Source organism: Pseudomonas sp. ICMP22404 (genome assembly GCF_006227205.1).
Taxonomy (GTDB): Bacteria; Pseudomonadota; Gammaproteobacteria; order Pseudomonadales; family Pseudomonadaceae; genus Aquipseudomonas.
This window is the reverse complement of sequence record NZ_VCNG01000007.1, coordinates 245,520-268,379: the sequence shown is the minus strand read 5'-3', so window position 1 is coordinate 268,379 and position 22,860 is coordinate 245,520. Positions and strand designations below refer to the sequence as shown.

Below are 22,860 nucleotides of genomic sequence, written 5' to 3'. Positions count from 1 at the left end.
CATGTGGGAGCGAGCCTGCTCGCGAAAGCGGTGGTCCAGTCAGTGCAAGGGTTGCCTGATGGAACGCCTTCGCGAGCAGGCTCGCTCCCACAAAAAACAACAACTTGAGAGGACATGGACATGCAAACCAAACTGCTGATCAACGGTCGCCTGGTGAACGGCGAGGGTCCCGGACAGGCCGTGTTCAATCCGGCGCTGGGTCGGGTGCTGGTGGAAATCAACGAAGCCAGCGAAGCCCAGGTCGACGCCGCCGTGCGCGCCGCCGATGACGCCTTCGACACCTGGTCGCAGGTCCCCCCCAAGGACCGTTCCCTGCTATTGCTCAAACTCGCCGACGCCATTGAAGCCCATAGCGAAGAACTGGCGAAGCTGGAATCGGACAACTGCGGCAAACCCCTGAGCGCCGCCCTGAACGACGAGATTCCGGCCATTGCCGACGTGTTCCGTTTCTTCGCCGGCGCCAGTCGCTGCATGAACGGCTCGGCGGGGGGCGAGTACCTGCCGGGGCATACCTCGATGATCCGTCGCGACCCGGTGGGCGTCATTGCCTCCATCGCGCCCTGGAACTATCCACTGATGATGGTTGCCTGGAAAATCGCCCCGGCCCTGGCCGCCGGCAATACTGTTGTGCTCAAGCCGTCGGAACAGACGCCCCTGACGGCGCTGCGTCTGGCGGAACTGGCCTCGGAGATTTTCCCGGCGGGCGTACTCAACGTGGTGTTCGGTCGTGGGCAGACCGTCGGCCAGCCGCTGATCACGCACCCGAAAGTGCGCATGGTTTCGCTGACCGGCTCCATCGCCACCGGTTCGCACATCATTTCCAGCACCGCCGACAGCGTCAAACGCACCCACATGGAACTGGGCGGCAAGGCCCCGGTGATCATCTTCGACGACGCCGACATCGACGCCGCCGTGGAAGGCATCCGCACCTTCGGTTTCTACAATGCCGGCCAGGATTGCACTGCGGCCTGCCGCATCTATGCCCAGCGAGGTATCTATGAGCAGTTCGTCGAAAAACTCGGCGCCGCGGTGGGCAGTATCAAGTACGGTCTGCAAACCGCACCGGACACCGAGATGGGCCCGCTGATCACCGCCCAGCATCGCGACCGCGTGGCCGGGCTCGTCGAACGCGCCATCGCCCAGCCACATATCCGTTTGATCACCGGTGGCAAGGCCGTGGACGGCAACGGGTTCTTCTTCGAACCGACGGTACTGGCCGATGCCCAGCAGGACGATGAGATCGTGCGCCGGGAGGTCTTCGGCCCGGTGGTGTCCGTCACCCCGTTCCTCGATGAAGCGCAGGTACTGGACTGGGCCAACGATTCGGACTATGGCCTGGCCTCATCGGTATGGACCCGAGACGTCGGCCGGGCCCATCGCCTGTCGGCACGCTTGCAATATGGCTGCACCTGGGTGAATACCCACTTCATGCTAGTCAGCGAAATGCCCCATGGCGGTCAGAAACATTCCGGGTATGGCAAGGACATGTCCATGTATGGGCTGGAGGACTACACGGTGGTGCGGCATGTGATGTTCAAACATTGATCCGAAGAGCCCATCACACCACGACCGGGCAACAAACCTGGTCGTGGTCAGGCGAGGGTCAGTAAGGCACTATCAATTCGACCGAGGGGAAATAGTTGCGGTAACGTTTGGCATCCCGGGTCAACAAAGTCAGGCCCTTCACAGCGGCATGGGCGCCAATGAAAAAATCGGCCAGTACATTAGTCTTTCCGCCACCTACCTTGCGATAGCGCACAAAAGCCTTGCCGGCCAAAAACAACGCCGGTCGAGGTATCTCCAGCATCAACAGACCCAGTTCAGTAACAGCCTCATCCAATGCTTCAAAAGTGGAAAAAGTCTGGGAGAGTTCGGCATAGACAATCGGGTTGATGGCGAGGTCATGGATCTGGGATTGGGCACGCAACTGCTGGATGGACCAGTCAGCCCAAACAGGGTCGTCTTCCAGAACATCAATCAACACGTTGGTGTCGACCAACACCATCAATCGTCACCTCGTAACAGCGCCATCAGCTCATCGGTGCGCCACTTGATATCCGCCTTGCCACGGGCAGCTTCGAAGCGATCGCGAACCGCTTTTTCTGCGGTTCGAGGCTTACCGGCCTGCAGCACCACTTCTCCCTGTGCGTTAACACTGAACTCGACCGCACAACCTGGAATCAGGTGCAACGCATCGCGAATGGGCTTGGGAATGGTGACCTGCCCCTTACTTGTCATTGTCGTCGACACTGTCTTCTCCTTCGATGTATTACCTCAACAAGAAAAGTAATACTTCAAGTACGAACCTGCAACCGCCGCTGATCGTAGGCAAACGCGCTTTGCCTCTTGGGAAAATGCGGCATTTCAAAACCGCGAAACACTCCTCATCGCATCCACCAGGTAACGCATGGCGATCCGGTCGTTTTCCGACAGCTCGCGGTAGCGTTCCACCAGTCGCAGTTCCTCCAGGCTAAGGCGCCGCGTCCGGCGCGCGTTGTGCAGGCATGGAAAGAGCCCCAGCATTTCGGCAATGCCCTGTAGTTTCGTCATGAACAGTGTCCTTGTGTACGTCGAATTGATTCCCGGAGCCTGCCGGGCCCGCGGACGGAACCCCTTTGCCAAGCTAAAGAATAGGGGCGATTCACACAGCGAGGAGGCAGTTTTAGAGTAATTAGTCAAAAAAATGCAGATGTCTCCGAGAAAAAAGAAATATCTGTAAGAAAATTTAACCAGGCCACGCTTTCCTTTCTCAGCCGTCGACGTATCCCCTATGATTTTGCGCCTCGGTGAACCGATCCGGTTATCAAGCATCTGTTCTAACGTTGTTTGGCCAAAGGCATGTCCGAACTCCTTTATCAGTTTTATCAGTCCTTGTTGCCAGGAACGGCTGGGGATTGTTTCGAGAAAGGTCGTATTTATGCATCGCAGGAATCTGCTCAAGGCCTCCATGGCTTTCGCCGCCTATACCGGGCTTTCGGCTTCGGGTCTCATGGCAGCACGGGCCTGGGCCGCCGATCAGACGGCAGACGGCGAAGCCCGCCCCTTCGACTTCAAGAACCTGAAGGACCAGGCCAAACGGCTGGCCGGGCAACGTTACGTCGACACCAAGCAAGTCTTGCCAGAAACATTGGCGATGATGTCGCCACTGCAGTTCAACGCGATCCGGTATGACGCCAACCATTCGTTGTGGAATGAGCTGGATGGCCAACTGGACGTACAGTTTTTCCACGTTGGAATGGGTTTCAAACAGCCGGTGCGCATGCACAGCGTCGATCCGAAGACCCGCCTGGCCCGTGAAGTGCACTTCCGCCCGGAGTTGTTCAACTACGAGAAAACCACGGTCAACACCGCGCAACTGAAGGGTGACCTGGGCTTCTCCGGGTTCCGGGCCTTCAAGGCGCCGGAGCTGGACCGGCACGACATCGTTTCGTTTCTGGGCGCCAGTTATTTCCGCGCCGTGGACGCCAGCGGCCAGTACGGGCTCTCGGCCCGCGGTTTGGCAATCGATACGTATGCCAAGCACCGCGAGGAGTTTCCGGACTTCACCCAGTTCTGGTTCGAAACCCCGGACAAGAACAGCACCCGTTTCGTGGTCTATGCCCTGCTCGACTCCCCCAGCGCCACCGGGGCCTACCGCTTTGACATCGATTGCCAGCCCACCCGGGTCGTGATGGAAGTCGACGCCCACATCAACGCTCGGACCGCCATCGAGCAACTGGGCATTGCGCCGATGACCAGCATGTTCAGTTGCGGCACCGTCGAGCGACGCATGTGCGACACCATTCACCCACAGATCCACGACTCCGATCGCCTGGCCATGTGGCGCGGCAATGGCGAATGGGTCTGCCGCCCGCTGAACAACCCCGCCACTCTGCAATTCAACGCCTTTGCCGACAAGAACCCGAAAGGCTTCGGCCTGGTGCAGACCGACCATAGCTTCGAGAGCTACCAGGACACCGTGGACTGGTACAGCAAGCGTCCAAGCCTGTGGGTCGAGCCGACAACGGCCTGGGGCGAAGGCTCTGTGGATCTGCTGGAAATTCCTACGACCGGCGAAACCCTGGATAACATCGTCGCGTTCTGGTCGCCGAAGAAACCGGTCGCGGCCGGCGACTCGCTGAACTATGGCTACAAACTCTACTGGAGCGCCCTGCCGCCGGTGAGCACCGAGCTGGCCCAGGTCCACGCGAGCCGTTCCGGGATGGGTGGTTTCATCGAAGGTTGGGCACCGGGCGAGCATTACCCGACCGTCTGGGCCCGACGCTTTGCAGTGGACTTCAGTGGCGGCGGTCTCGACCAGCTACCCCCTGGGACTGGCATCGAACCGGTGGTGACCTGCTCCCATGGCGAGGTGAAAGACTTCAACGTGCTGGTGGTGGATGCGATCAAGGGCTATCGCATCACCTTCGACTGGTACCCGACCGACGACCGCGTGGACCCGGTGGAAATGCGCCTGTTCATTCGCACCAAGGACCGGACCCTGAGCGAGACCTGGCTGTACCAGTACTTCCCGCCGGCGCCGGATAAGCGCAAGTATCCCTGATAGTTATTGGTCGTCCGGGCTGGCCCCATCGCGAGCAGGCTCGCTCCCACACAGTGATCTCATTGCATAGGGATTTCTTGGGGGAGCGAGCCTGCTCGCGATGAGGCCGGTGCAAGCAGAGAAAATTTCAACTAAAGAAAAGCCCCGGCCTGAACGACCGGGGCTTTGTTTTGACAGGAACAGTCAGTCCCGCAGATCGGACTCATGGATCGGCTGGTCCCGATGGGTCGCCCGCTGATACTGCGCCGGCCATATCGCCTTGCGCCCGCCCAGGTCATCATCGGCATGCAGCGCCCAGTACGGATCGCGCAACAACTCGCGGGCCAGGAAAATGATGTCAGCCTGACAGGTTCGCAGGATGTGCTCGGCCTGGGCCGGTTCGGTGATCATGCCAACGGTGCCGGTGGCGATTTCCGACTCCTTGCGCACTCGTTCAGCGAAGCGTGTCTGGTAACCCGGACCAGTGGGGATTTCCGCATTCGCCGCGGTACCGCCCGATGACACATCGATCAGGTCCACCCCCAGAGCCCTGAATCGCCGCGCCAGTTCAACGGTTTCATCAGGATTCCAGCCGTCCTCGACCCAATCGGTGGCCGAGACGCGCACGAACACCGGCAACTCCTGGGGCCATATGGCCCTGACCGCTTCGGTGACCTGCAGCACCAGCCGGATACGGTTCTCGAACGAACCACCATATTGATCGCGCCGCTGATTGCTCAACGGAGACAGGAACTGATGCAGCAGATAGCCGTGGGCCGCATGGACCTCGACCACCTTGAACCCGGCCGTCAAGGCGCGTCTGGCCGCCTCCACGAACGCCTGGATGACGCCGTTGATCTGTCCCTCGTCCAGTTGGGCCGGCTGGGTGTGCTGCGGATCGAAGGCAATCGGCGAGGGCCCCACCGGCACCCAGCCGCCATCCGCGGGTTTTACGCTGCCATGCTTGCCCAGCCAGGGCCGCCAGGTACTGGCCTTGCGCCCGGCATGGGCCAGTTGAATGCCTGGCACGGAGCCTTGGGCGGTGATGAAACGGGTGATGCGTTGCAGGGGTTCGATCTGTTCATCGTTCCACAGCCCCAGGTCCTGGGCGGTGATACGGCCGTCGGCGGTGACAGCGGTGGCTTCAGTGAATACCAGGCCGGCACCACCCACGGCACGACTGCCGAGGTGCACCAGGTGCCAGTCATTGGCCAGGCCATCGACGCTCGAATACTGGCACATCGGTGATACCGCGATGCGATTGGGCAGGGTCAATTGACGTACGGTATAGGGTTCAAGCAGCAGACTCATGGGGCACCTCTTCGAATCAGTGGGCAGGCTCCAGGTTCTGTTTGAAAAGTCGACGAGTGACAAAAGGTGCAGCACCCGCCCCCGCGGGCAAAGAAAATGGTCAAGACGTCACAAGGGCTATCAACCAGTGTTTAGAGCCTAGTCGACAACCTGGGATAAGGCAGGGTTCCGCGGTTAAAACAAGTTCGTGTGGCGAGGGGAAATCATCGCCTTGGCAAATCTGTGGGCCTACCGCGGCTCGATATGGGCAATCATCAACTGCACCGTTTCCTGGCCACGAAACTCGTTGAGGTCGAGTTTGTAGGCCAGTTCGACCCAGCGCACGGTCGGGTTCGGCCAGACATCGCGGTCGATGCCAAAGGCGATGCCATCGAGCTTCACCGAACCGCACTCGCTCTTGAGTACCACCTTCAGGTGTCGTTCGCCTACCACCCGCTGCTCGACCAACTGGAACACACCGTGGAACATCGGCTCCGGAAAATGCTGGCCCCAGGGGCCGGCATGGCGCAGGGCCCGGGCCAGTTCCAGGTGGAATTCTTCCACCGCCAGGGTGCCATCCGACAGCAGGCGTCCGGTCAGGTCTTCTTCACGCAACTGCCTGCGCACTTCCGCGTCGAACGCCTCGGCGAACAATGGGAAGTTCGCCTCGGGCAATGACAACCCTGCCGCCATGGCATGACCGCCGTACTTGGTGATCAGGGTCGGATGCTGCGCCGCCACGACACTCAGGGCGTCGCGAATATGAAAGCCCTGCACCGATCGGCCAGAGCCCTTGAGCATGCCGTCCCCGGCGTCGGCAAAGGCAATGGTCGGACGGAAGTAACGCTCTTTCATACGGGAGGCGAGGATGCCGATGACGCCTTGGTGCCACTGCGGATCGAACAGGCACAGACCGAACGGCATCGATTCCACCGGCAGCTCCTTGAGCTGGGCCAGCGCCTCACGCTGCATGCCCTGCTCGATGGATTTGCGGTCCTGGTTCATGCCATCCAGTTGCGCGGCCATCTCCCGGGCCAATGCCGCGTCATCGGTGAGCAGGCATTCGATGCCCAGGCTCATGTCGTCCAGGCGCCCCGCCGCATTCAGGCGCGGACCTAGGATGAACCCGAGGTCGGTGGAGGTAATGCGCGAATGATCGCGCCGGGCCACTTCCAGAATGGCCTTGATGCCAGGGCGCGCACGCCCGGCGCGAATGCGCTCAAGGCCCTGATGCACGAGAATCCGGTTGTTGGCGTCCAGGGGCACCACGTCGGCCACGCTGCCCAGGGCCACCAGGTCCAGCAGCTCACCGATGTTCGGCTGCGGTTTGCTGGCGTACCAACCCAGGCTGCGCAACCGCGCGCGCAGGGCCATCAGCACGTAGAAAATCACCCCGACACCCGCCAGCGCCTTGCTCGGGAATTCACAGCCCGGCTGGTTCGGATTGACGATGGCATCGGCCGCCGGCAATTCGGTGCCCGGCAAGTGGTGGTCAGTCACCAGCACCTTGAGCCCTGCCGCTTTCGCCGCCGCCACGCCTTCCACGCTGGAAATACCGTTGTCCACCGTGATCAGCAGTTGCGGCTCGCGGGTCAGGGCGACGTCGACGATTTCCGGGGTCAGTCCGTAGCCGTAATCGAAGCGATTGGGCACCAGATAATCGACATGGGCCGCCCCCAGCAGGCGTAGCCCCAACAGGCCCACGGTGCTGGCCGTGGCGCCGTCGGCATCGAAGTCGCCGACGATCAGGATCCGTTGGCGCTGCTCCAGGGCCACCACCAGGAGATCCACCGCCGCATCGATGCCCTTGAGCTGCTGGTAGGGAATCAGGCGCGCCAGGCTCTTGTCCAGTTCGGCCTCGGACTGCACGCCACGCGCCGCGTACAGGCGGGTCAGCAGAGGGGGCAAGTCACCGAGGAACGGCAGGGTGTCGGGGAGCTGGCGGGGTTCTATGCGCATGGGGTGACAGACATTCTTCTATGGGTCATTGAAACTATCGGCAAAAGAGCTGCATGTGGGAGCGAGCCTGCTCGCGATAGCGCTGTGTCAGTCTCTGGGTAGCGAGATGATCCACCGCTATCGCGAGCAGGCTCGCTCCCACAGGAATCAACCGCGCTCGCCCAGCAACCACTGCAACTGAACTTCATGCTGGCCACGGTCGTCGGTCACGAACATCGTCCCCTCGCTGATCATCACATCCCACTTGATCACGCGAGGCATGTCCTGGGCCAGGGTTTCCAGCACGTCCTGGGGCACCGCGGCGATGTTGACGTTCTTCAGGCCTTTCACCGCCGGGATCACCTTGCCCTCCCAGACCCGCAGGCTGCCATAAGCCAATAGGCTGGTGCGTTCGGTACGACGCGAACACCAGGTCAGGCGATCGACGTCAGGCTGACCGACTTCAATCCAATGCAGCACGCGGTCATCCAGGCTTTTTTCCCACAGTGCCGGTTCATCGACGTCTGACAGACCGCGACCAAACGACAGCAGCTCGTTGTACCAGAGTGCGTAGGCCAACAGCCGCACGGTCATGCGCTCCTCGGTTTCCGAAGGATGGCGGGCAATGGTCTGCTTCACATTCTCGTAGACATTGCGGTCGAGGTCGGTGAGGTTCAGTTCAAACTTGTAGGTCGTGGACGGCTGGGCCATGAACGGGCTTCTTGATACGTGGAAAGGCGGCAAGTCTAACCGATGAAACGGCAAATCCACGAATTGCCGACCATCAACCTGCGGCGACTGGCGCTGGCCTATGATAAAACCCTCCATTCGTTCCGTTTTGTCCTACAGGATCTTTCATGTCGCTCACAGCCAAACCCCTTGCCGGGGTCAAAGTCATCGAACTCGGCACGTTGATCGCCGGGCCTTTTGCCTCGCGGATCTGTGCAGAATTCGGTGCCGAAGTGGTCAAGGTCGAGTCGCCTGACGGCGGCGATCCGCTGCGCAAGTGGCGCAAGTTGTATGAAGGCACTTCCCTGTGGTGGTTCGTCCAGGCGCGTAACAAGAAATCCCTGACCTTGAACCTGAAACACCCCGACGGTCTGGCGATTCTGAAGCAGCTGATTGGCGAGGCCGACATCCTGATCGAGAACTTTCGTCCCGGCGTACTGGAAAAACTCGGCCTGGGCTGGGATGTGCTGCACGCGCTGAACCCGAAACTGGTGATGGTGCGTCTCTCCGGTTTCGGTCAGACCGGACCGATGAAAGATCAGCCCGGGTTTGGCGCAGTGGGCGAATCCATGGGCGGCCTGCGCTACATCACTGGGTTCGAAGACCGCCCACCGGTGCGCACCGGGATTTCCATCGGTGACTCCATTGCCGCCCTCTGGGGCGTGATCGGCGCGCTGATGGCCCTGCGTCACCGCGAGGTCAACGGCGGCAGAGGACAAGTGGTGGACGTGGCGTTGTACGAGGCGATATTCGCCATGATGGAAAGCATGGTGCCGGAGTTCGACGTGTTCGGTTTCATCCGCGAGCGCACCGGCAATATCATGCCTGGCATCACCCCCTCGTCGATCCACACCAGCGCCGATGGCAAGCATGTGCAGATTGGTGCCAATGGCGACGCGATCTTCAAGCGTTTCATGCAGATCATCGGCCGTGACGACCTGGCCAATGACCCGCAACTCGCCAGCAATGACGGCCGTGACAGCCGCCGTGACGAGTTGTACGGCGTCATCGATCGCTGGGTCAATTCACTGCCGCTCGATACCGTTATCGAACAGTTGAACCGGGCCGAAGTACCGGCCAGCCGGATCTTCAGCGCCGAAGACATGTTCAGCGACCCACAATTCCTGGCCCGTGAAATGTTCCTGCAAGCCAAGCTGCCGGACGGCAAGGCGTTCAAGATGCCAGGCATCGTGCCAAAACTGTCCGACACGCCGGGCAGCGCCGAATGGGTCGGGCCAACGCTTGGAGAACACAATGCCCAGGTGCTTGGCGAGCTTGGCTACGATGCGCAGCAAATCGCTCGCCTGCGCACGGAGGGGGCGATTTAAAAGGTTCGAACGTGACACCGTCCGTCGAGGTGTTTCCACGCTGGGCAGGTAAACGGCAGGCAAAAAGAAACCCCGAGAAGTGGGGAGACGACTCGGGGTTAAACGTGACCATTCGAGGTCCGTGCAACAAGCGACAAGCACCGGAGCACAATGCTTGATCTTGTTGGTAAAAGGTCTGACTCACCAGGTGGTAGGAAGGTTCCCACAGCCTGCCATTCAATTCGCGGCGGTCATGACCTTGTCACGCGCCACATTACGCAGTGCCGCGATCACACAGGGCTCCAGGCGCCCCTCGGCGATCAATACATCCCGATGCAGACCATCGACCACATCCGTCAGTTGACGCTTATCGGTCAACTGCGCCTGATTGAACACCCGCTCAACCATGATGGCTCCAGAAGCATTCTTCAGCGTCACCAGGCATTCGCCAGTGGCGCCGGAGGGGGTCAGCGTGACCTGATACGGGCTCAAAGCCTCACCCAGCAATAGGCTGATACTTTCCATTCGATCACCCTTCAATAGTCCGAAAACAACTGCATGTGCACATTAAGTGACCGTGGGCCGCAGCAGAAAGTTCGTCAGCGTACCGAACCGGCGTCCCCCGAACCTGTTCAACCGAGCATGCGCGTTCAATATGACAGAGAAACAACAGCCTTCGCGGGCAGCCGCGTTTGTCATGCGCCTGCATCAGGCCAGGAGCCTTTGCGAGCGCCGCCAACGCCGCCCCGCGTCGCTCCAGCCCCCCAAGAGACCTCGCAACTGTCCATCGGCACCGTAGAACGGCACCGACCAATGGTAGATATCCCGTAATCCACTGTTGAACATCACCTGGCGGTCGCTGAAGCGGGACTGCCCTGTTCGCAACTGCTCCATCATCTCCCCATGCAGCAACTCGGCCGTGGTCGCCGGAAAAGTGGGAGAGTCGGTCAAGCGTGTGCCGCGCATCTTTTCGAAGCGGGTCGCGAACTGCTCTTCGTAGCTCTTGTTGCACATGAGCAGACGCCCTTCCAGATCTCGGATGAAAATCGGATCGGGAATGGCGTCCATCAAGGCTTTCTGGAGCATCAACTGGTCGTTGAGGACCGCTTCGGCCTTGTGGCGTTGATCGATCTGTATCTGCAGGCGTCGGCTCCACAGCAGCGACAGAAGACCGGATACCCCGAGCACGACGACACACCAATAACCCCATTGGGACACTCGCAGCCAAAGCGAGGGCGCCTTGCTGGGAACGACACCCGCCATCCACTTGGAACGCAGGGCACGCATTTCCTCGGCCGGAAACGCTTCCAGTGCCTTGTTCAGGATACTCAGCAGCGGCAGTAGATCCTGACGTACAGCCAGATAGTCCGGTTCCCACTTGCCATCAAGATTTTTTCCTACCTTCAACTGTCCCGCCGGATAGAGATGCACTCCGGTTTCGTTTTCGATGGTGGCATGGGCTTCCCCACTTTCCACCAGCGCCCTCGCCTCCGCGTAGGTCTTGACCGTGCGCAGCTCGACGGTGGGGTGATCACGGCGGATCTCCGTCTCCAGCGCATGCCGTGCAGGCAGCGCCAGGACCTTCCCCTTCAGCTGTTCCAGCGAATGGAGCGCCGGCTCCCCGTCGCGACCGACGAATACCCAGCCGGAACCGCCAAATGCGTGACTGAAGTTGAGGAAATCCCGGCGTTCGTCGTTCATCGCCATGGTGGTCGTCATGTCGGCCTCGCCCCGCTCCAGCATCGCCAGCAATTGGTCGGGGGAGAACGACTCCCGGTGCACGAACTCGAGGCCCGTCATGCGTGCAATGCGCAGGAGAATATCGTTGTTCAGCCCGTTCCACTGCCCACGTTCATTCTTGAACAGGTACAACGGAAACTGCATCGAGGCCACGACGACCCTGGGGTGCTCCTGGATCCACTGCAACTCCTGAGCGTCCAGTACCAGCCGCTCGCCGGATTGGAACGGTGGCGCTTCAAAGGCTGCCAGTTGTGCCGCCCCGCCCCATTGCATCCAGCACATCAAGGCCAGCCCTGTCATCCAGCTCAGCGCTGGTTTGCATTTGATAAAAAACAACATCTGCATTTCCTTCGAGATGACTCGCCCGTCCCTCCAAGGGGCGAAAACCCGATCATTTTGGCATGCAGAAACAAGAAAGCCCGTCAGGAGACGGGCTTCAAAATGTGACAGGTTTCAGCGATCAGAGGGGCTTGCCGCGGTTGCCATGCTGACTGACAAAGGCCTGTACGGCTTTCAGGTCATTAGGCAGCACTGTGCAGCGCTCTTCTCTCTCAAACAAATCCGAAAGATGTGCAGGTAGTTCAAGCGCTTTTCCTACACCAGCTTTCTCCACCGCTTCCGGGAACTTGACCGGGTGAGCGGTCCCCAGAATCACCATGGGGATGTCCAGGCTGCGACGGCACTCACGTGCAGCCCTCACGCCGATGGCGGTGTGCGGGTCGAGCAACTCGCCGCTCTGTCCGAACACCTCGGCAATGGTTTCGCAGGTTTGCGCGTCATCCACCGCCAGAGAGTCGAACAGCTTGCGGGCTTCGGTCCAGCGCTCGGCCTCGACGCTGAAACCACCACCCTGGCGGAAACTGTCCATCAGGCCGGCAATCGCCGCGCCGTTGCGACCATGCAGGTCGAACAACAGGCGCTCGAAGTTCGACGACACCATGATGTCCATGGAAGGCGACAGTGTGGCGTGGAGGGTTTCCTTGACGTACTGGTTGCCACTCATGAAGCGGTGCAGGATGTCGTTGCGGTTGGTGGCGACGATCAGTTGATTGATCGGCAGGCCCATGTTGCGCGCCAGGTAGCCGGCAAAGATGTCACCGAAGTTGCCGGTGGGCACCGAGAACGACACCGAACGGGCCGGACCGCCCAATTGCAGGGCTGCGTGGAAGTAATAGACGATCTGGGCCATGATCCGCGCCCAGTTGATCGAGTTCACTGCCACCAGCCGCGTGCCCTTGAGGAAGCCCTGGTCGGCGAAACTGGCCTTGACCATTTCCTGGCAGTCATCGAAGTTGCCTTCGATGGCGATGTTGTGGATGTTATCACCGAAGATCGTCGTCATTTGCCGGCGCTGCACTTCCGAGACACGGTTGTGCGGATGCAGGATGAAGATGTCGACGTTCTCACAGTGCTTGCAGCCTTCGATGGCGGCCGAACCGGTGTCGCCAGAGGTTGCACCGACAATGACCACGCGCTCGCCACGCTTTTGCAGCACGTAGTCCAGCAGACGACCGAGCAATTGCAGGGCGAAGTCCTTGAATGCCAGGGTCGGGCCGTGGAACAGCTCCATCACCCATTCGTTACCGTTGAGCTGACGCAGCGGGGCAATGGCGTTGTGGGAAAAGACGCCATAGGTCTCTTCCAGGATCTTTTTGAAGTCGGCGTCCGGGATGCTGCCGGTGACGAACGGACGCATGACCCGGAAGGCCAGCTCGTGATACGGCAGGCCGGCCCAGGAGGCAATTTCTTCCTGGGTGAAACGCGGCAGGTTTTCCGGCACATAGAGGCCGCCGTCCGTGGCCAGGCCGGCCAGCAGGACATCTTCGAAATTCAGGGCCGGTGCCTGGCCGCGGGTGCTGATATAGCGCATAAGGGCAAACCTTCGGTTTGAGCTTCGAGCTTCAAGCTACAAGCTACGAGTGAAAGCCGATCCGCTTTCAACCCGTAGCTTGTGGCTTGCCGCTTGCAGCTGAATTAATTCAGATGTTCGACGCGGATACGGACCACAGGGCCTACCACGTCCTGGAGCGCTTCCAGCGCTGCAATCGCGTCGTTGATACGCTGCTCGACCACGCGGTGGGTCAGCAGAATCATCGGCACCAGGCCGTCGTGTTCCTCGACTTCCTTCTGCATGATCGACTCGATGTTGATGCCGCGCTCCGACAGGATGCTTGCCACCTGGGCCAGTACACCTGGGTGGTCCTTGGCCTGGATGCGCAAGTAGTAGGCACTTTCGCACGCTTCGATCGGAAGAATCGGATGAGCCGACAGCGAGTCCGGCTGGAACGCCAGGTGCGGCACACGGTTTTCCGGGTCGGAAGTCATGGCACGCACCACGTCCACCAGGTCGGCCACGACCGACGAGGCGGTCGGTTCCATGCCGGCGCCAGCGCCGTAGAACAGGGTCGAGCCAGAGGCGTCACCGTTGACCATCACGGCGTTCATCACACCGTTGACGTTGGCGATCAGGCGATCGGCCGGGATCAGGGTCGGATGCACACGCAGCTCGATACCACTGGCGGTGCTGCGGGCAACCCCCAGGTGCTTGATGCGGTAGCCCAGGGCTTCGGCGTAGTTCACGTCAGCGGTGGTCAGTTGGGTGATGCCTTCGGTGTAGGCCTTGTCGAACTGCAGCGGGATACCAAAGGCGATGGACGCCAGGATCGTCAGCTTGTGCGCCGCATCGATGCCTTCCACGTCGAACGTCGGGTCGGCCTCGGCGTAACCCAGGGCCTGGGCTTCGGTGAGCACGTCCTCGAAGGTCCGGCCCTTCTCGCGCATTTCGGTGAGGATGAAGTTACCGGTGCCGTTGATGATACCGGCGACCCAGTTGATGCGGTTGGCCGACAGGCCTTCACGGATGGCCTTGATCACCGGGATGCCACCGGCCACGGCGGCTTCGAACGCCACGATCACGCCCTTTTCACGGGCCTTGGCGAAAATTTCGTTACCGTGCACGGCGATCAGTGCCTTGTTGGCGGTGACCACGTGCTTGCCGTTCTCGATGGCCTTGAGCACCAGCTCACGGGCCACGGTGTAGCCGCCCATCAGCTCGATGACGATATCGACCTCAGGGTTGGCCGCCACGGCGAATACATCGTTGGTAATCGAAATACCGGTCGTCTGGAACTGAGGCTTTGGCGTACGCATGGCAATTTGTGCCACTTCGATTCCACGCCCGGCACGGCGGGCAATCTCCTCGGCGTTACGCTGAAGTACGTTGAAGGTGCCGCCACCGACGGTACCTAACCCACAGATGCCTACTTTGACCGGATTCACTCTTGACTCCCCATGAAACGGCCGACACAAGGTCGGCCGTGAAATACAGCCGCGCAGCAACGCGGCTCTGCGTTTAACGGCCCGACGAAGGTTTTCGTCGAGCCATGCTCTTCATCAGCACATGGCCCATGATTATTTCGCGCCGAGGGCCAGTTTGGCGACTTGCGGCGCCGGCTGGTAGCCCGGAATTACCTGACCATCCGCCAAAACAATTGCCGGCGTACCGTTCACGCCTATTGACTGACCCAGGGCAAACTGCTTGGAAACCGGGTTATCGCACTTGGCGGCCTTGATTTCCTTGCCATCGACCATCTTGTCCATGGCCGCTTTCTTGTCCTTGGAGCACCACACGGCCTGCAATTGCTCATCGCCCGGCGAGCCCAGGCCCTGGCGCGGGAACGCGACGTAGCGCACTTCGATGCCGCGCTTGTTCAGCTCCGGCACTTCGGCGTGCAGCTTGTGGCAGTACGGACACGTGGTGTCGGTGAACACCGTGATGTGGGACTTGGTCTCGCCCACCGCCGGGTAGACCACGGTCTCGGCAACGGGAATACCATTGATCAGCTTGGAAACGCCCTGGCGCTCGGTCAGCTCGGTGAGGTTGACCGGCTTGCCGTCCTTGAGCTCGAACAGGTTGCCCTGGACGATGTACTGACCGTCGGCGCTGGCATAGAGCACGCGGCTGCCCTTGAGCTTGACTTCATACAGGCCGGCCATCGGGCTGGCGGAGATGGCTTCGATCGGTACTTCGAGCTGAAGGTTTTCCAGGCTCTTGCGAATAGCCTTGTCCGCCGCGTCGTCGGCGATGGCAAAGGTGCTGGCCAACGCAATGGCAGCGGCGGTGAACATCTGGATCAAACGCATGGGAACTCCTGAGGCGAACAAATGGGACGGAGAACGCCAACCCGCAGATCCGGTTCCGGCCGCCCACTGTGCAAACCGGCCAAGCCTACCACATAAGGCCGGCGGGGCCGAATGCCGTTGATGCAAGGCATTGGCAGTGCATTTTTGTGGGAGCGGGCTTGTGGGAGCAAGGCTTGCCCGCGATGAACGATAACGCTGTTCATCCGATGCACTGCGGTGTGGCCATCGCGGGCAAGCCTTGCTCCCACAGCGGATCTCGGCGGACCATCGAGGCGGTGAAAACCCCATAACGCTGTGGGGCGGTGCATCTCCCCCTCAACCCCGCGGATGATGCCTGGCGTGCAGTTCCTGCAACCGCGCCCGGGCGACATGGGTGTAGATCTGGGTGGTGGACAGGTCGCTGTGACCCAGCAGCATCTGCACCACCCGCAGGTCGGCGCCGTGGTTGAGCAGGTGCGTGGCAAAGGCGTGGCGCAAGGTGTGGGGCGATAGGGATTTGCCGATCCCGGCGACCTTGGCCTGGTGCTTGATGCGGTGCCAGAACGTCTGGCGAGTCATCTGATCGCCGTTACGGCTCGGGAACAATACGTCGCTGGGGCGCCCACCCAGCAGTTCATGGCGACCGTCACGCAGGTAGCGCTCGACCCAGACGATTGCCTCCTCGCCCATCGGCACCAGACGTTCCTTGCTGCCCTTGCCCATCACCCGCAAGACCCCCTGGCGCAGGTTGACCTGCTCCAGCGTCAGGCTGATCAACTCGGTGACGCGCAAGCCGCAGGCGTACAGGACCTCCAGCATGGCCCGGTCACGCTGGCCGATGGCTTCGCTGAGGTCCGGCGCCGCCAACAGCGCCTCCACATCGGCTTCGGACAGGGATTTGGGCAGCGGGCGCCCCAACTGGGGCATCTCCACCCGCAAGGTCGGATCCACCGCGATCAGTTTTTCCCGCAGTAAATAACGATAGAACCCACGCACCCCGGAGAGAAATCGTGCGGTTGAGCGCGGTTTGTAGTTCTGCTCCAGGCGCCACGCCAGGTGATCGAGGATCAGCTCCCGTCCGGCATTGGCCAGTTCCAGGTTCTTCTCCTGCAACCAACCGTTGAACAGCGCCAGGTCGCTGCGATAAGCGTCACGGGTATTGTCGGAAAGCCCCTTCTCCAGCCACAGGGCGTCGAGAAACTGGTCTATCAGCGGATGATCGATGGCTGGCATAAACACTCTTGGCGGATGCGCATGCACGCTGCATCCATACGATAAAGAAAGTACGCAGGGTGCTCAAAGAGCAAATCGCAGGCAACAAAAAAGCAGCCCTCAGGCTGCTTTTTTTGCATCGGAAGCTGGACTCAGGCCAGTTTTTCCTTGATGCGAGCTGCTTTACCGGACAGGTCACGCAGGTAGTACAGCTTGGCTTTACGCACGTCACCGCGACGCTTCACAGCCATGCTGTCGATTTGCGGGCTGTAGGTCTGGAAAGTACGCTCTACGCCAACACCGTTGGAGATTTTACGAACGGTGAAAGCACTGTTCACGCCACGGTTACGCTTGGCGATAACGACGCCTTCGAACGCTTGCAGACGGGAACGGTCACCTTCCTTCACTTTCACCTGAACGACAATGGTGTCGCCCGGGGCAAAGGTAGGGATTTCTTTGGTCATCTGCTCTGCTTCGAGTGCAAGGATGATTTTGTTAGTCATGCTGTGCTCCTAAGGCAAGTCTCGGACTTACCATCGATACGTTGTTAACTATCGTCCCGCTCGCGGATGTATTCCTCGAGCAGCTTCTTCTCTTCTCCAGAAAGCGAGCGGCTTTCCAGAAGATCGGCGCGTCGTTCCCAGGTCCGACCAAGGGACTGCTGTAAACGCCAACGCCGGATGTGCGCGTGGTTGCCACTTAGCAACACGTCGGGAACACGCTGATCCGCATACACCTCCGGTCGGGTGTAGTGCGGGCAATCCAGCAGACCATCCGTAAAGGAATCTTCCTCAGCGGAATCCGCATGCCCTAAAGCTCCAGGCAGCAGTCGTGTAACCGCGTCGATCAGGACCATCGCCGGCAGCTCGCCGCCAGACAGTACATAGTCGCCAACCGACCACTCTTCATCGACATGAGCTTCAATGAAACGCTCGTCAATGCCTTCATAACGACCGGCAATCAGGATCAATGCATCCGAATTCGCCAGTTCGCGTACCGCCGACTGAGTCAGCTGGCGGCCTTGGGGCGACAGGTAGATCACCTTCGCACCCTCCCCGGCTGCCGCCCTGGCCTGAACCAGCGCATCTTCCAGGGGCTTGATCTTCATCACCATGCCCGGACCACCGCCAAACGGGCGATCGTCCACAGTGTGATGCCGATCCGTGGTGTAGTCCCGCGGATTCCAACAGGTCAGTTGCAACAACCCCTGTTTCACCGCGCGGCTGGTTATGCCGTACTCGCTGATGGCGGAAAACATCTCGGGAAACAATGTGATGACTTCAACGCGCAAATTGGCCACGTTCAGAAATCCGCATCCCATTCCACCTTCATCTCGCCTGCCTCCAGGTCAACGGCCAACACGCACTGCTCCGTATAGGGCAACAAGCGTTCGCGATCATCCAGGCTGCCGACGCAAGGCTTTACCACCATGACATCGTTCGAACCGGTCTCGAGCAGGTGATCGATTTTCCCGAGCAATTGCCCAAGGTGGTCGATGACCTTCAGACCCACCAGCTGGTACCAGTAGTACTCGCCGTCGGTCAGTTCAGGGAACAGGTTGCGCGGCACGCAGATCTCATAACCGGCCAGAAGACGCGCTTCTTCACGATCATCGAGACCCTTGAGCTTTGCGACCAGGAACTTGTCGTTCCCGCGTCCGCTGACCAGCTCAACCTGTTTCACGCTGCCTTCGCGCTTGAGCGTCCAGGCTTTGTAGTCCAACAGGTTCTTGATCGGATCAGTAAAGGAATACACCTTCACTTCGCCGCGAACGCCATGTACAGAATAGATTTTGCCGACAACGATCAGATCATCAGCATCTTTTGGCGTCGCGTTCATATTGCTCAGGCCGCAGCCTTAGCCGATTCCTTCAACAACTGAGCAACGCGCTCAGAAGGTTGTGCACCAACGCTCAGCCAGTAGGCAACGCGCTCTTGGTTCACGGACAGACGAACTTCCTGACCACGGGCGATAGGGTTGAAGAAACCAACCTGCTCTTTGTGGGAACCGTCACGCGGGTTGCGGCTGTCGGTTACGGTCAGGTGGTAAAACGGGCGCTTTTTGGAGCCGCCAAGGGCAAGACGGATTGTTAGCATGTGAACATCGTTCCTGTAGTCGGTGCTGCAAATCTAAATGCACAGCGGGCATGGGTGCCCGAAAGGCCGCATATTCTAAGGAATATCCAGACTTTTGCAAATGACTTTTTCCGGCGAGTGCCGGGCTGCCATTCAGATCTGCGACGATCAGCGCCCGCGAATGACGGGTTGGCTGGGGATCCCACGTCCCCGTGGGTTGCACCGGCATGACTGCCGGTGCCTGGATTCTTACATCTTGGGCATGCCGCCGCCGGGCAACATACCGCCCATGCCGCGCATCATCTTGGCCATCCCACCCTTGGTGGAGAACTTCTTCATCATCTTCTGCATCTGCTTGTGCTGCTTGATCAAGCGACCGATGTCCTGCACCTGGGTGCCGGAACCCATGGCGATACGGCGCTTGCGCGAACCGCTGATCAGGTCAGGGTCGCGGCGCTCGGCCGGGGTCATGGAGTTGATGATGGCTTCCATCTGCTTGAACTGCTTTTCAGCCGCGCCCTGGGCGTTGCCCATCTGCGCCAGGTTCACGCCGCCGATGTTCGGCAGCTTGTCCATGAGCCCGCCGAGGCCGCCCATGTTCTTCATTTGTTGCAACTGGTCGCGGAAGTCTTCGAGGTCGAAGCCCTTGCCCTTCTTTAATTTCTTCGCAAGCTTGTCGGCTTTTTCCTTGTCGAGGGTCTGCTCGGCCTGCTCGATCAGGCTGAGCACGTCGCCCATGCCCAGGATGCGCGATGCGATGCGCTCAGGGTGGAACGGCTCGAGCGCTTCGCTCTTCTCGCCCATACCGATGAACTTGATCGGCTTGCCGGTGATGGCCCGTACCGACAGCGCGGCACCGCCACGGGCGTCACCGTCGACCTTGGTCAGGATCACGCCGGTCAGTGGCAGCGCATCGCCAAAGGCCTTGGCGGTGTTGGCCGCGTCCTGGCCGGTCATGGCATCGACCACGAACAGGGTTTCCACCGGGTTGACCGCGGCATGCAGCGCCTTGATCTCGCCCATCATCTCTTCATCGATGTGCAGGCGACCGGCGGTGTCGACGATGACCACGTCGATGAACTTGAGCTTCGCTTCCTTGATGGCCGCCTGGGCGATGTCCACCGGCTTCTGGCTCAGGTCGGACGGGAAGAACGTCACGCCGATGTCGTTGGCCAGGGTTTCCAGCTGCTTGATCGCCGCCGGACGGTAGACGTCCGCGGACACCACCATCACCGACTTCTTCTTGCGCTCCTTGAGCAGGCGCGCCAGCTTGCCGGCGGTGGTGGTCTTGCCCGCGCCCTGCAGACCGGCCATCAGCACCACCGCGGGCGGCACGGCGCTCAGGTTCAGGTCTTCGTTGGCGGCGCCCATCAGGCTTTCGAGTTCGGCCTGGACGATCTTCACGAACGCCTGGCCCGGCGTCAGGCTGCGCGACACTTCGGTGCCGACGGCGCGTTCCTTGACCGAATTGACGAAGTCCTTGACCACCGGCAGGGCGACGTCGGCTTCGAGCAACGCCATGCGCACTTCGCGCAGGGTGTCTTTGATGTTGTCCTCGGTCAGCTTCGCCTTGCCGGTGACATGGCGCAGCGTCTGCGAGAGACGGTCGGTTAGGTTTTCAAACATGCGCGATCCTTTCAGGCCCGTATGAGGCCGGGATAATGGCGGCCCAGACCGTGAAAAATGTGCTCGGCGAGCCTGCGGCGTGGGCAGGTCGCGGATTATAGCGAAGAAGCGTGCCGCGTACACCTCGCGGCGGTCTTTCGTGCAGGATGGGTTCTATGCCAAACTCAGCGCCTTTCGGGCTTGCCTAACAGGATTTATGCTCCCCTTGTCACCCAGCTTGCTTGCCTCCCTCGCCGCCGCTTGCCTTTATGCCGCTGCGACCCTCTATCAAGGCACCCGCCTGGCCACCGGTGCCAAGGCGAACAAACGCCTGCTGGTCACGCTCGGCGTGCTGGCGGTGCTTGGCCACGCGGCCAGCCTTTATACCCACCTGATGACACCGATTGGCCTGGGCCTGGATTTTTTCAACGCCGCCAGCCTGATCGCCGTCGCGGTGATCGCCCTGACGCTGCTGGCCTGCTCGCGCATCCCGGTGGAAAACCTGCTGGTGCTGCTCTTCCCGCTGGGGCTGGCAACGGTGCTCCTGGCGCAGTTCGCGCCGTCGGGCACGGTGCAGGTTATCGACGAAGAGCCGGGTATCCTCGCCCACATCCTGTTGTCGGTCCTCGCCTATGGCCTGTTCACCATCGCAGTATTCCAGGCCTTGCTGCTGCTGGTGCAGGACCATCAGCTCAAGAACAAGCACCCGTCCGGACTGATCCGCAACTTCCCGCCGCTGCAGACCATGGAGAGCCTGCTGTTCGGTTTCCTCTGGGCCGGCTGGGCCCTGCTGTCGATGTCGCTGATCTCCGGCTGGCTGTTCGTCGAGAACCTGTTCGCCCAGCACCTGGTGCACAAGACCCTGCTGGCCTGTCTGGCATGGGTGGTGTTCAGCGTGCTGCTGTGGGGCCGCAACCGTCTCGGCTGGCGCGGCCATAAAGCCATTCGCTGGACCCTGGCCGGTTTCTGCCTGCTGATGCTGGCCTACTTCGGCAGCAAACTGGTCCGTGAATACATCCTGCATATCTGACGGACGGCGCTGATGGATAGGTTGCCCGCGGGGCCGCTGCTCGCTGTACTGGTCGTGCTGATCCTCTGGGCGGCCTTGTTTACCGCCATCGAAGCCGCCCGGCACCACCTGCTGGCCCAGCGCAAGGCTTCGCGCGCCGGCGACAAGCCGCTGGCGAAGCTGGACTTCCCCCTGACCAGCCTGATTCTGTGCAATACGCTGTGTCGCGCCCTGGCACTGGTGATCGGCACCTTGCTGGCGATCTTCACCTGGCTGGAAAACGGCCCCTGGATCGCCTGGCTCGCCATCAGCGCGGCGCTCCTGGTGTTCGCCGACTACCTGCCACGCACCCTGGCCACCCGTTACCCGGACGCGATACTGGCGCTGGGCAACACTCTGCTTGGCGTACCATTGAAGCTGATTTACCCCTTGGCCTGGCTGTTGAACAACCTGAGTGAGTTGCTGCTGCGACCCTTTGCACGCAAGACCAGTGCAGTTCAGCAAAGCGACGACGAAATGCCCGCACCGGCACGCGTCGAGCATGAACATGAGCAGAACACCGGGCGTGCGCATCCGATCTCCGGCATCCATGCCCTCGACAACATCACCGTCAACGACATCCTGGTTCCCCGCAGCGAAGTCGACGGCATCAACCTCGACGACCCCATCGGGGAGATCATCGAGCAGTTGCTCCTGAATCGCCGAACCCGCCTGCCAGTGTTCCACAGCGACATCAACCAGGTCGAGGCGGTGCTCAATACCCGCCAGATCCGCCATCTGCTGGCGGACGCAAGCCTGACCCAGGAAGCGCTGCTGGCCGCCTGCCACGAACCTTACTTCGTGCCTGAAAGCACGCCGCTACAACTGCAACTGCTGAATTTCCACAAGCAGCAGCGGCGCCTGGGCATGGTGGTGGACGAATACGGCGAAGTGCTGGGTATCGTTACCCTGGAAGACATCCTCGAAGAAATCGTCGGCGAGTTCGAAAGCGAGCACAGCCTCGACAACCCTCACGTGCATCCACAGCCGGACGGGCGCCTGATGATCGATGGCGCGGCGTCGATTCGCGAACTGAACAAGACCCTGGGCTGGCACCTGCCCTGCGACGGACCCAAGACCCTTAACGGGCTGGTGACCGAAGCGCTGGAAACCATTCCCGAAAGCCCGGTCTGCCTGAAAATCGGCCGTTATCGCCTGGAAATCATCGAAACCGTGGACAACCGCGTCAGCCAGGTGCTGGTGTGGCATAACAGTTCGGTGCCGACAGCTACCTAGCGTACGCAACACCTGTGGGAGCAAGGCTTGCCCGCG

At 60.6% G+C, this 22,860-nt stretch carries 22 protein-coding genes; 5 read left to right on the top strand and 17 right to left on the bottom strand.

Annotation, left to right across the window (positions count from 1 at the left end):
• Window positions 1-120 precede the first annotated feature (120 nt).
• Complete coding sequence (locus FGE05_RS14975) at window positions 121-1,545, top strand: gamma-aminobutyraldehyde dehydrogenase (protein ID WP_139646057.1); 1,425 nt, start codon at window positions 121-123, stop codon at window positions 1,543-1,545.
• Window positions 1,546-1,603: 58 nt separating this feature from the next.
• On the opposite strand, the gene FGE05_RS14970 is transcribed toward FGE05_RS14975, so the two are convergent.
• From FGE05_RS14970 to FGE05_RS14960, 3 genes are all read right to left on the bottom strand, one after another.
• Window positions 1,604-2,005: a type II toxin-antitoxin system VapC family toxin gene (locus tag FGE05_RS14970; RefSeq protein ID WP_047702114.1), complete on the bottom strand. Its 402-nt coding sequence runs from the start codon at window positions 2,003-2,005 to the stop codon at window positions 1,604-1,606.
• Window positions 2,005-2,250 carry an AbrB/MazE/SpoVT family DNA-binding domain-containing protein gene (locus FGE05_RS14965; RefSeq protein WP_139646055.1) on the bottom strand — a complete coding sequence of 82 codons (246 nt, stop codon included), beginning with the start codon at window positions 2,248-2,250 and terminating at the stop codon, window positions 2,005-2,007. The genes FGE05_RS14970 and FGE05_RS14965 overlap by 1 nt, the downstream gene beginning before the upstream one ends.
• A gap of 114 nt (window positions 2,251-2,364) precedes the next feature.
• On the bottom strand, window positions 2,365-2,550 hold the full coding sequence (locus FGE05_RS14960; RefSeq protein ID WP_041024818.1) for a hypothetical protein: 186 nt from the start codon (window positions 2,548-2,550) through the stop codon (window positions 2,365-2,367).
• A gap of 367 nt (window positions 2,551-2,917) precedes the next feature.
• Here FGE05_RS14960 and FGE05_RS14955 point away from each other — a divergent pair, with 367 nt between their 5' ends.
• Window positions 2,918-4,543: a glucan biosynthesis protein D gene (locus tag FGE05_RS14955; RefSeq protein ID WP_139646053.1), complete on the top strand. Its 1,626-nt coding sequence runs from the start codon at window positions 2,918-2,920 to the stop codon at window positions 4,541-4,543.
• Between the two features lie 183 nt (window positions 4,544-4,726).
• Here FGE05_RS14955 and FGE05_RS14950 read toward each other — a convergent pair whose 3' ends face one another.
• The 3 genes from FGE05_RS14950 to FGE05_RS14940 form a co-directional block, all read right to left on the bottom strand.
• Window positions 4,727-5,833: an NADH:flavin oxidoreductase/NADH oxidase gene (locus FGE05_RS14950; RefSeq protein ID WP_139646051.1), complete on the bottom strand. Its 1,107-nt coding sequence runs from the start codon at window positions 5,831-5,833 to the stop codon at window positions 4,727-4,729.
• A 228-nt stretch (window positions 5,834-6,061) separates the two neighbouring features.
• The gene (gene recJ / locus FGE05_RS14945; RefSeq protein WP_139646049.1) at window positions 6,062-7,771 is read right to left on the bottom strand and encodes a single-stranded-DNA-specific exonuclease RecJ; all 1,710 of its coding nucleotides are present in this window, start codon (window positions 7,769-7,771) and stop codon (window positions 6,062-6,064) included.
• 147 nt (window positions 7,772-7,918) lie between these two features.
• Entirely contained in the window at window positions 7,919-8,461 is a 543-nt protein-coding gene (locus FGE05_RS14940; protein ID WP_024778953.1) for a YaeQ family protein, read from the bottom strand.
• Window positions 8,462-8,607: 146 nt separating this feature from the next.
• Here FGE05_RS14940 and FGE05_RS14935 point away from each other — a divergent pair, with 146 nt between their 5' ends.
• On the top strand, window positions 8,608-9,807 hold the full coding sequence (locus FGE05_RS14935) for a CaiB/BaiF CoA-transferase family protein (protein WP_139646047.1): 1,200 nt from the start codon (window positions 8,608-8,610) through the stop codon (window positions 9,805-9,807).
• A gap of 216 nt (window positions 9,808-10,023) precedes the next feature.
• On the opposite strand, the gene FGE05_RS14930 is transcribed toward FGE05_RS14935, so the two are convergent.
• The 11 genes from FGE05_RS14930 to ffh all read right to left on the bottom strand — a co-directional run bounded on the left by FGE05_RS14930 (window position 10,024) and on the right by ffh (window position 20,561).
• A complete protein-coding gene (locus FGE05_RS14930) occupies window positions 10,024-10,311 on the bottom strand; it encodes a DUF3509 domain-containing protein (RefSeq protein ID WP_139646045.1) in 288 nt (95 codons plus the stop codon).
• Between the two features lie 183 nt (window positions 10,312-10,494).
• A complete protein-coding gene (locus FGE05_RS14925) occupies window positions 10,495-11,865 on the bottom strand; it encodes a transporter substrate-binding domain-containing protein (RefSeq protein ID WP_139646042.1) in 1,371 nt (456 codons plus the stop codon).
• Between the two features lie 121 nt (window positions 11,866-11,986).
• Window positions 11,987-13,396, bottom strand: coding sequence for a threonine synthase (gene thrC, locus FGE05_RS14920; protein WP_041024825.1), 1,410 nt, complete (start codon window positions 13,394-13,396; stop codon window positions 11,987-11,989).
• Between the two features lie 104 nt (window positions 13,397-13,500).
• Window positions 13,501-14,805: a homoserine dehydrogenase gene (locus FGE05_RS14915; protein ID WP_041024826.1), complete on the bottom strand. Its 1,305-nt coding sequence runs from the start codon at window positions 14,803-14,805 to the stop codon at window positions 13,501-13,503.
• A gap of 132 nt (window positions 14,806-14,937) precedes the next feature.
• Entirely contained in the window at window positions 14,938-15,669 is a 732-nt protein-coding gene (gene dsbC / locus FGE05_RS14910; RefSeq protein ID WP_139646040.1) for a bifunctional protein-disulfide isomerase/oxidoreductase DsbC, read from the bottom strand.
• Between the two features lie 315 nt (window positions 15,670-15,984).
• Window positions 15,985-16,881, bottom strand: a complete 897-nt coding sequence (xerD, locus tag FGE05_RS14900) for a site-specific tyrosine recombinase XerD (protein WP_139646036.1) — start codon at window positions 16,879-16,881, stop codon at window positions 15,985-15,987.
• Window positions 16,882-17,012: 131 nt separating this feature from the next.
• Window positions 17,013-17,363: a 50S ribosomal protein L19 gene (rplS, locus tag FGE05_RS14895; protein WP_003175895.1), complete on the bottom strand. Its 351-nt coding sequence runs from the start codon at window positions 17,361-17,363 to the stop codon at window positions 17,013-17,015.
• Between the two features lie 44 nt (window positions 17,364-17,407).
• The gene (gene trmD, locus FGE05_RS14890) at window positions 17,408-18,181 is read right to left on the bottom strand and encodes a tRNA (guanosine(37)-N1)-methyltransferase TrmD (protein ID WP_175385127.1); all 774 of its coding nucleotides are present in this window, start codon (window positions 18,179-18,181) and stop codon (window positions 17,408-17,410) included.
• Window positions 18,163-18,699 (bottom strand): ribosome maturation factor RimM, encoded by a 537-nt coding sequence (gene rimM / locus FGE05_RS14885; RefSeq protein ID WP_047702127.1) that lies wholly within the window; start codon window positions 18,697-18,699, stop codon window positions 18,163-18,165. The genes trmD and rimM overlap by 19 nt, the downstream gene beginning before the upstream one ends.
• Window positions 18,700-18,704: 5 nt before the next feature.
• Entirely contained in the window at window positions 18,705-18,956 is a 252-nt protein-coding gene (gene rpsP / locus FGE05_RS14880) for a 30S ribosomal protein S16 (protein ID WP_007927680.1), read from the bottom strand.
• 228 nt (window positions 18,957-19,184) lie between these two features.
• Entirely contained in the window at window positions 19,185-20,561 is a 1,377-nt protein-coding gene (gene ffh / locus FGE05_RS14875; RefSeq protein WP_024778942.1) for a signal recognition particle protein, read from the bottom strand.
• Window positions 20,562-20,757: 196 nt separating this feature from the next.
• On the opposite strand from ffh, the gene FGE05_RS14870 reads away from it, so the two are divergent.
• On the top strand, window positions 20,758-21,570 hold the full coding sequence (locus tag FGE05_RS14870) for an inner membrane protein YpjD (protein WP_139646032.1): 813 nt from the start codon (window positions 20,758-20,760) through the stop codon (window positions 21,568-21,570).
• Window positions 21,571-21,582: 12 nt separating this feature from the next.
• A complete protein-coding gene (locus FGE05_RS14865; protein ID WP_139646030.1) occupies window positions 21,583-22,824 on the top strand; it encodes a CNNM domain-containing protein in 1,242 nt (413 codons plus the stop codon).
• The last annotated feature ends 36 nt before the right edge of the window (window positions 22,825-22,860 follow it).

Coding starts and splice junctions, on each gene's coding strand:
- FGE05_RS14975 (WP_139646057.1), top strand. CDS start 121: ATGCAAACCAAACTGCTGATCAACGGTCGCCTGGTGAACGGCGAGGGT.
- FGE05_RS14970 (WP_047702114.1), bottom strand. CDS start 2,005: ATGGTGTTGGTCGACACCAACGTGTTGATTGATGTTCTGGAAGACGAC.
- FGE05_RS14960 (WP_041024818.1), bottom strand. CDS start 2,550: ATGACGAAACTACAGGGCATTGCCGAAATGCTGGGGCTCTTTCCATGC.
- FGE05_RS14955 (WP_139646053.1), top strand. CDS start 2,918: ATGCATCGCAGGAATCTGCTCAAGGCCTCCATGGCTTTCGCCGCCTAT.
- FGE05_RS14950 (WP_139646051.1), bottom strand. CDS start 5,833: ATGAGTCTGCTGCTTGAACCCTATACCGTACGTCAATTGACCCTGCCC.
- recJ (WP_139646049.1), bottom strand. CDS start 7,771: ATGCGCATAGAACCCCGCCAGCTCCCCGACACCCTGCCGTTCCTCGGT.
- FGE05_RS14940 (WP_024778953.1), bottom strand. CDS start 8,461: ATGGCCCAGCCGTCCACGACCTACAAGTTTGAACTGAACCTCACCGAC.
- FGE05_RS14935 (WP_139646047.1), top strand. CDS start 8,608: ATGTCGCTCACAGCCAAACCCCTTGCCGGGGTCAAAGTCATCGAACTC.
- FGE05_RS14930 (WP_139646045.1), bottom strand. CDS start 10,311: ATGGAAAGTATCAGCCTATTGCTGGGTGAGGCTTTGAGCCCGTATCAG.
- FGE05_RS14925 (WP_139646042.1), bottom strand. CDS start 11,865: ATGTTGTTTTTTATCAAATGCAAACCAGCGCTGAGCTGGATGACAGGG.
- thrC (WP_041024825.1), bottom strand. CDS start 13,396: ATGCGCTATATCAGCACCCGCGGCCAGGCACCGGCCCTGAATTTCGAA.
- dsbC (WP_139646040.1), bottom strand. CDS start 15,669: ATGCGTTTGATCCAGATGTTCACCGCCGCTGCCATTGCGTTGGCCAGC.
- xerD (WP_139646036.1), bottom strand. CDS start 16,881: ATGCCAGCCATCGATCATCCGCTGATAGACCAGTTTCTCGACGCCCTG.
- rplS (WP_003175895.1), bottom strand. CDS start 17,363: ATGACTAACAAAATCATCCTTGCACTCGAAGCAGAGCAGATGACCAAA.
- trmD (WP_175385127.1), bottom strand. CDS start 18,181: ATGGGATGCGGATTTCTGAACGTGGCCAATTTGCGCGTTGAAGTCATC.
- rimM (WP_047702127.1), bottom strand. CDS start 18,699: ATGAACGCGACGCCAAAAGATGCTGATGATCTGATCGTTGTCGGCAAA.
- rpsP (WP_007927680.1), bottom strand. CDS start 18,956: ATGCTAACAATCCGTCTTGCCCTTGGCGGCTCCAAAAAGCGCCCGTTT.
- ffh (WP_024778942.1), bottom strand. CDS start 20,561: ATGTTTGAAAACCTAACCGACCGTCTCTCGCAGACGCTGCGCCATGTC.
- FGE05_RS14870 (WP_139646032.1), top strand. CDS start 20,758: ATGCTCCCCTTGTCACCCAGCTTGCTTGCCTCCCTCGCCGCCGCTTGC.
- FGE05_RS14865 (WP_139646030.1), top strand. CDS start 21,583: ATGGATAGGTTGCCCGCGGGGCCGCTGCTCGCTGTACTGGTCGTGCTG.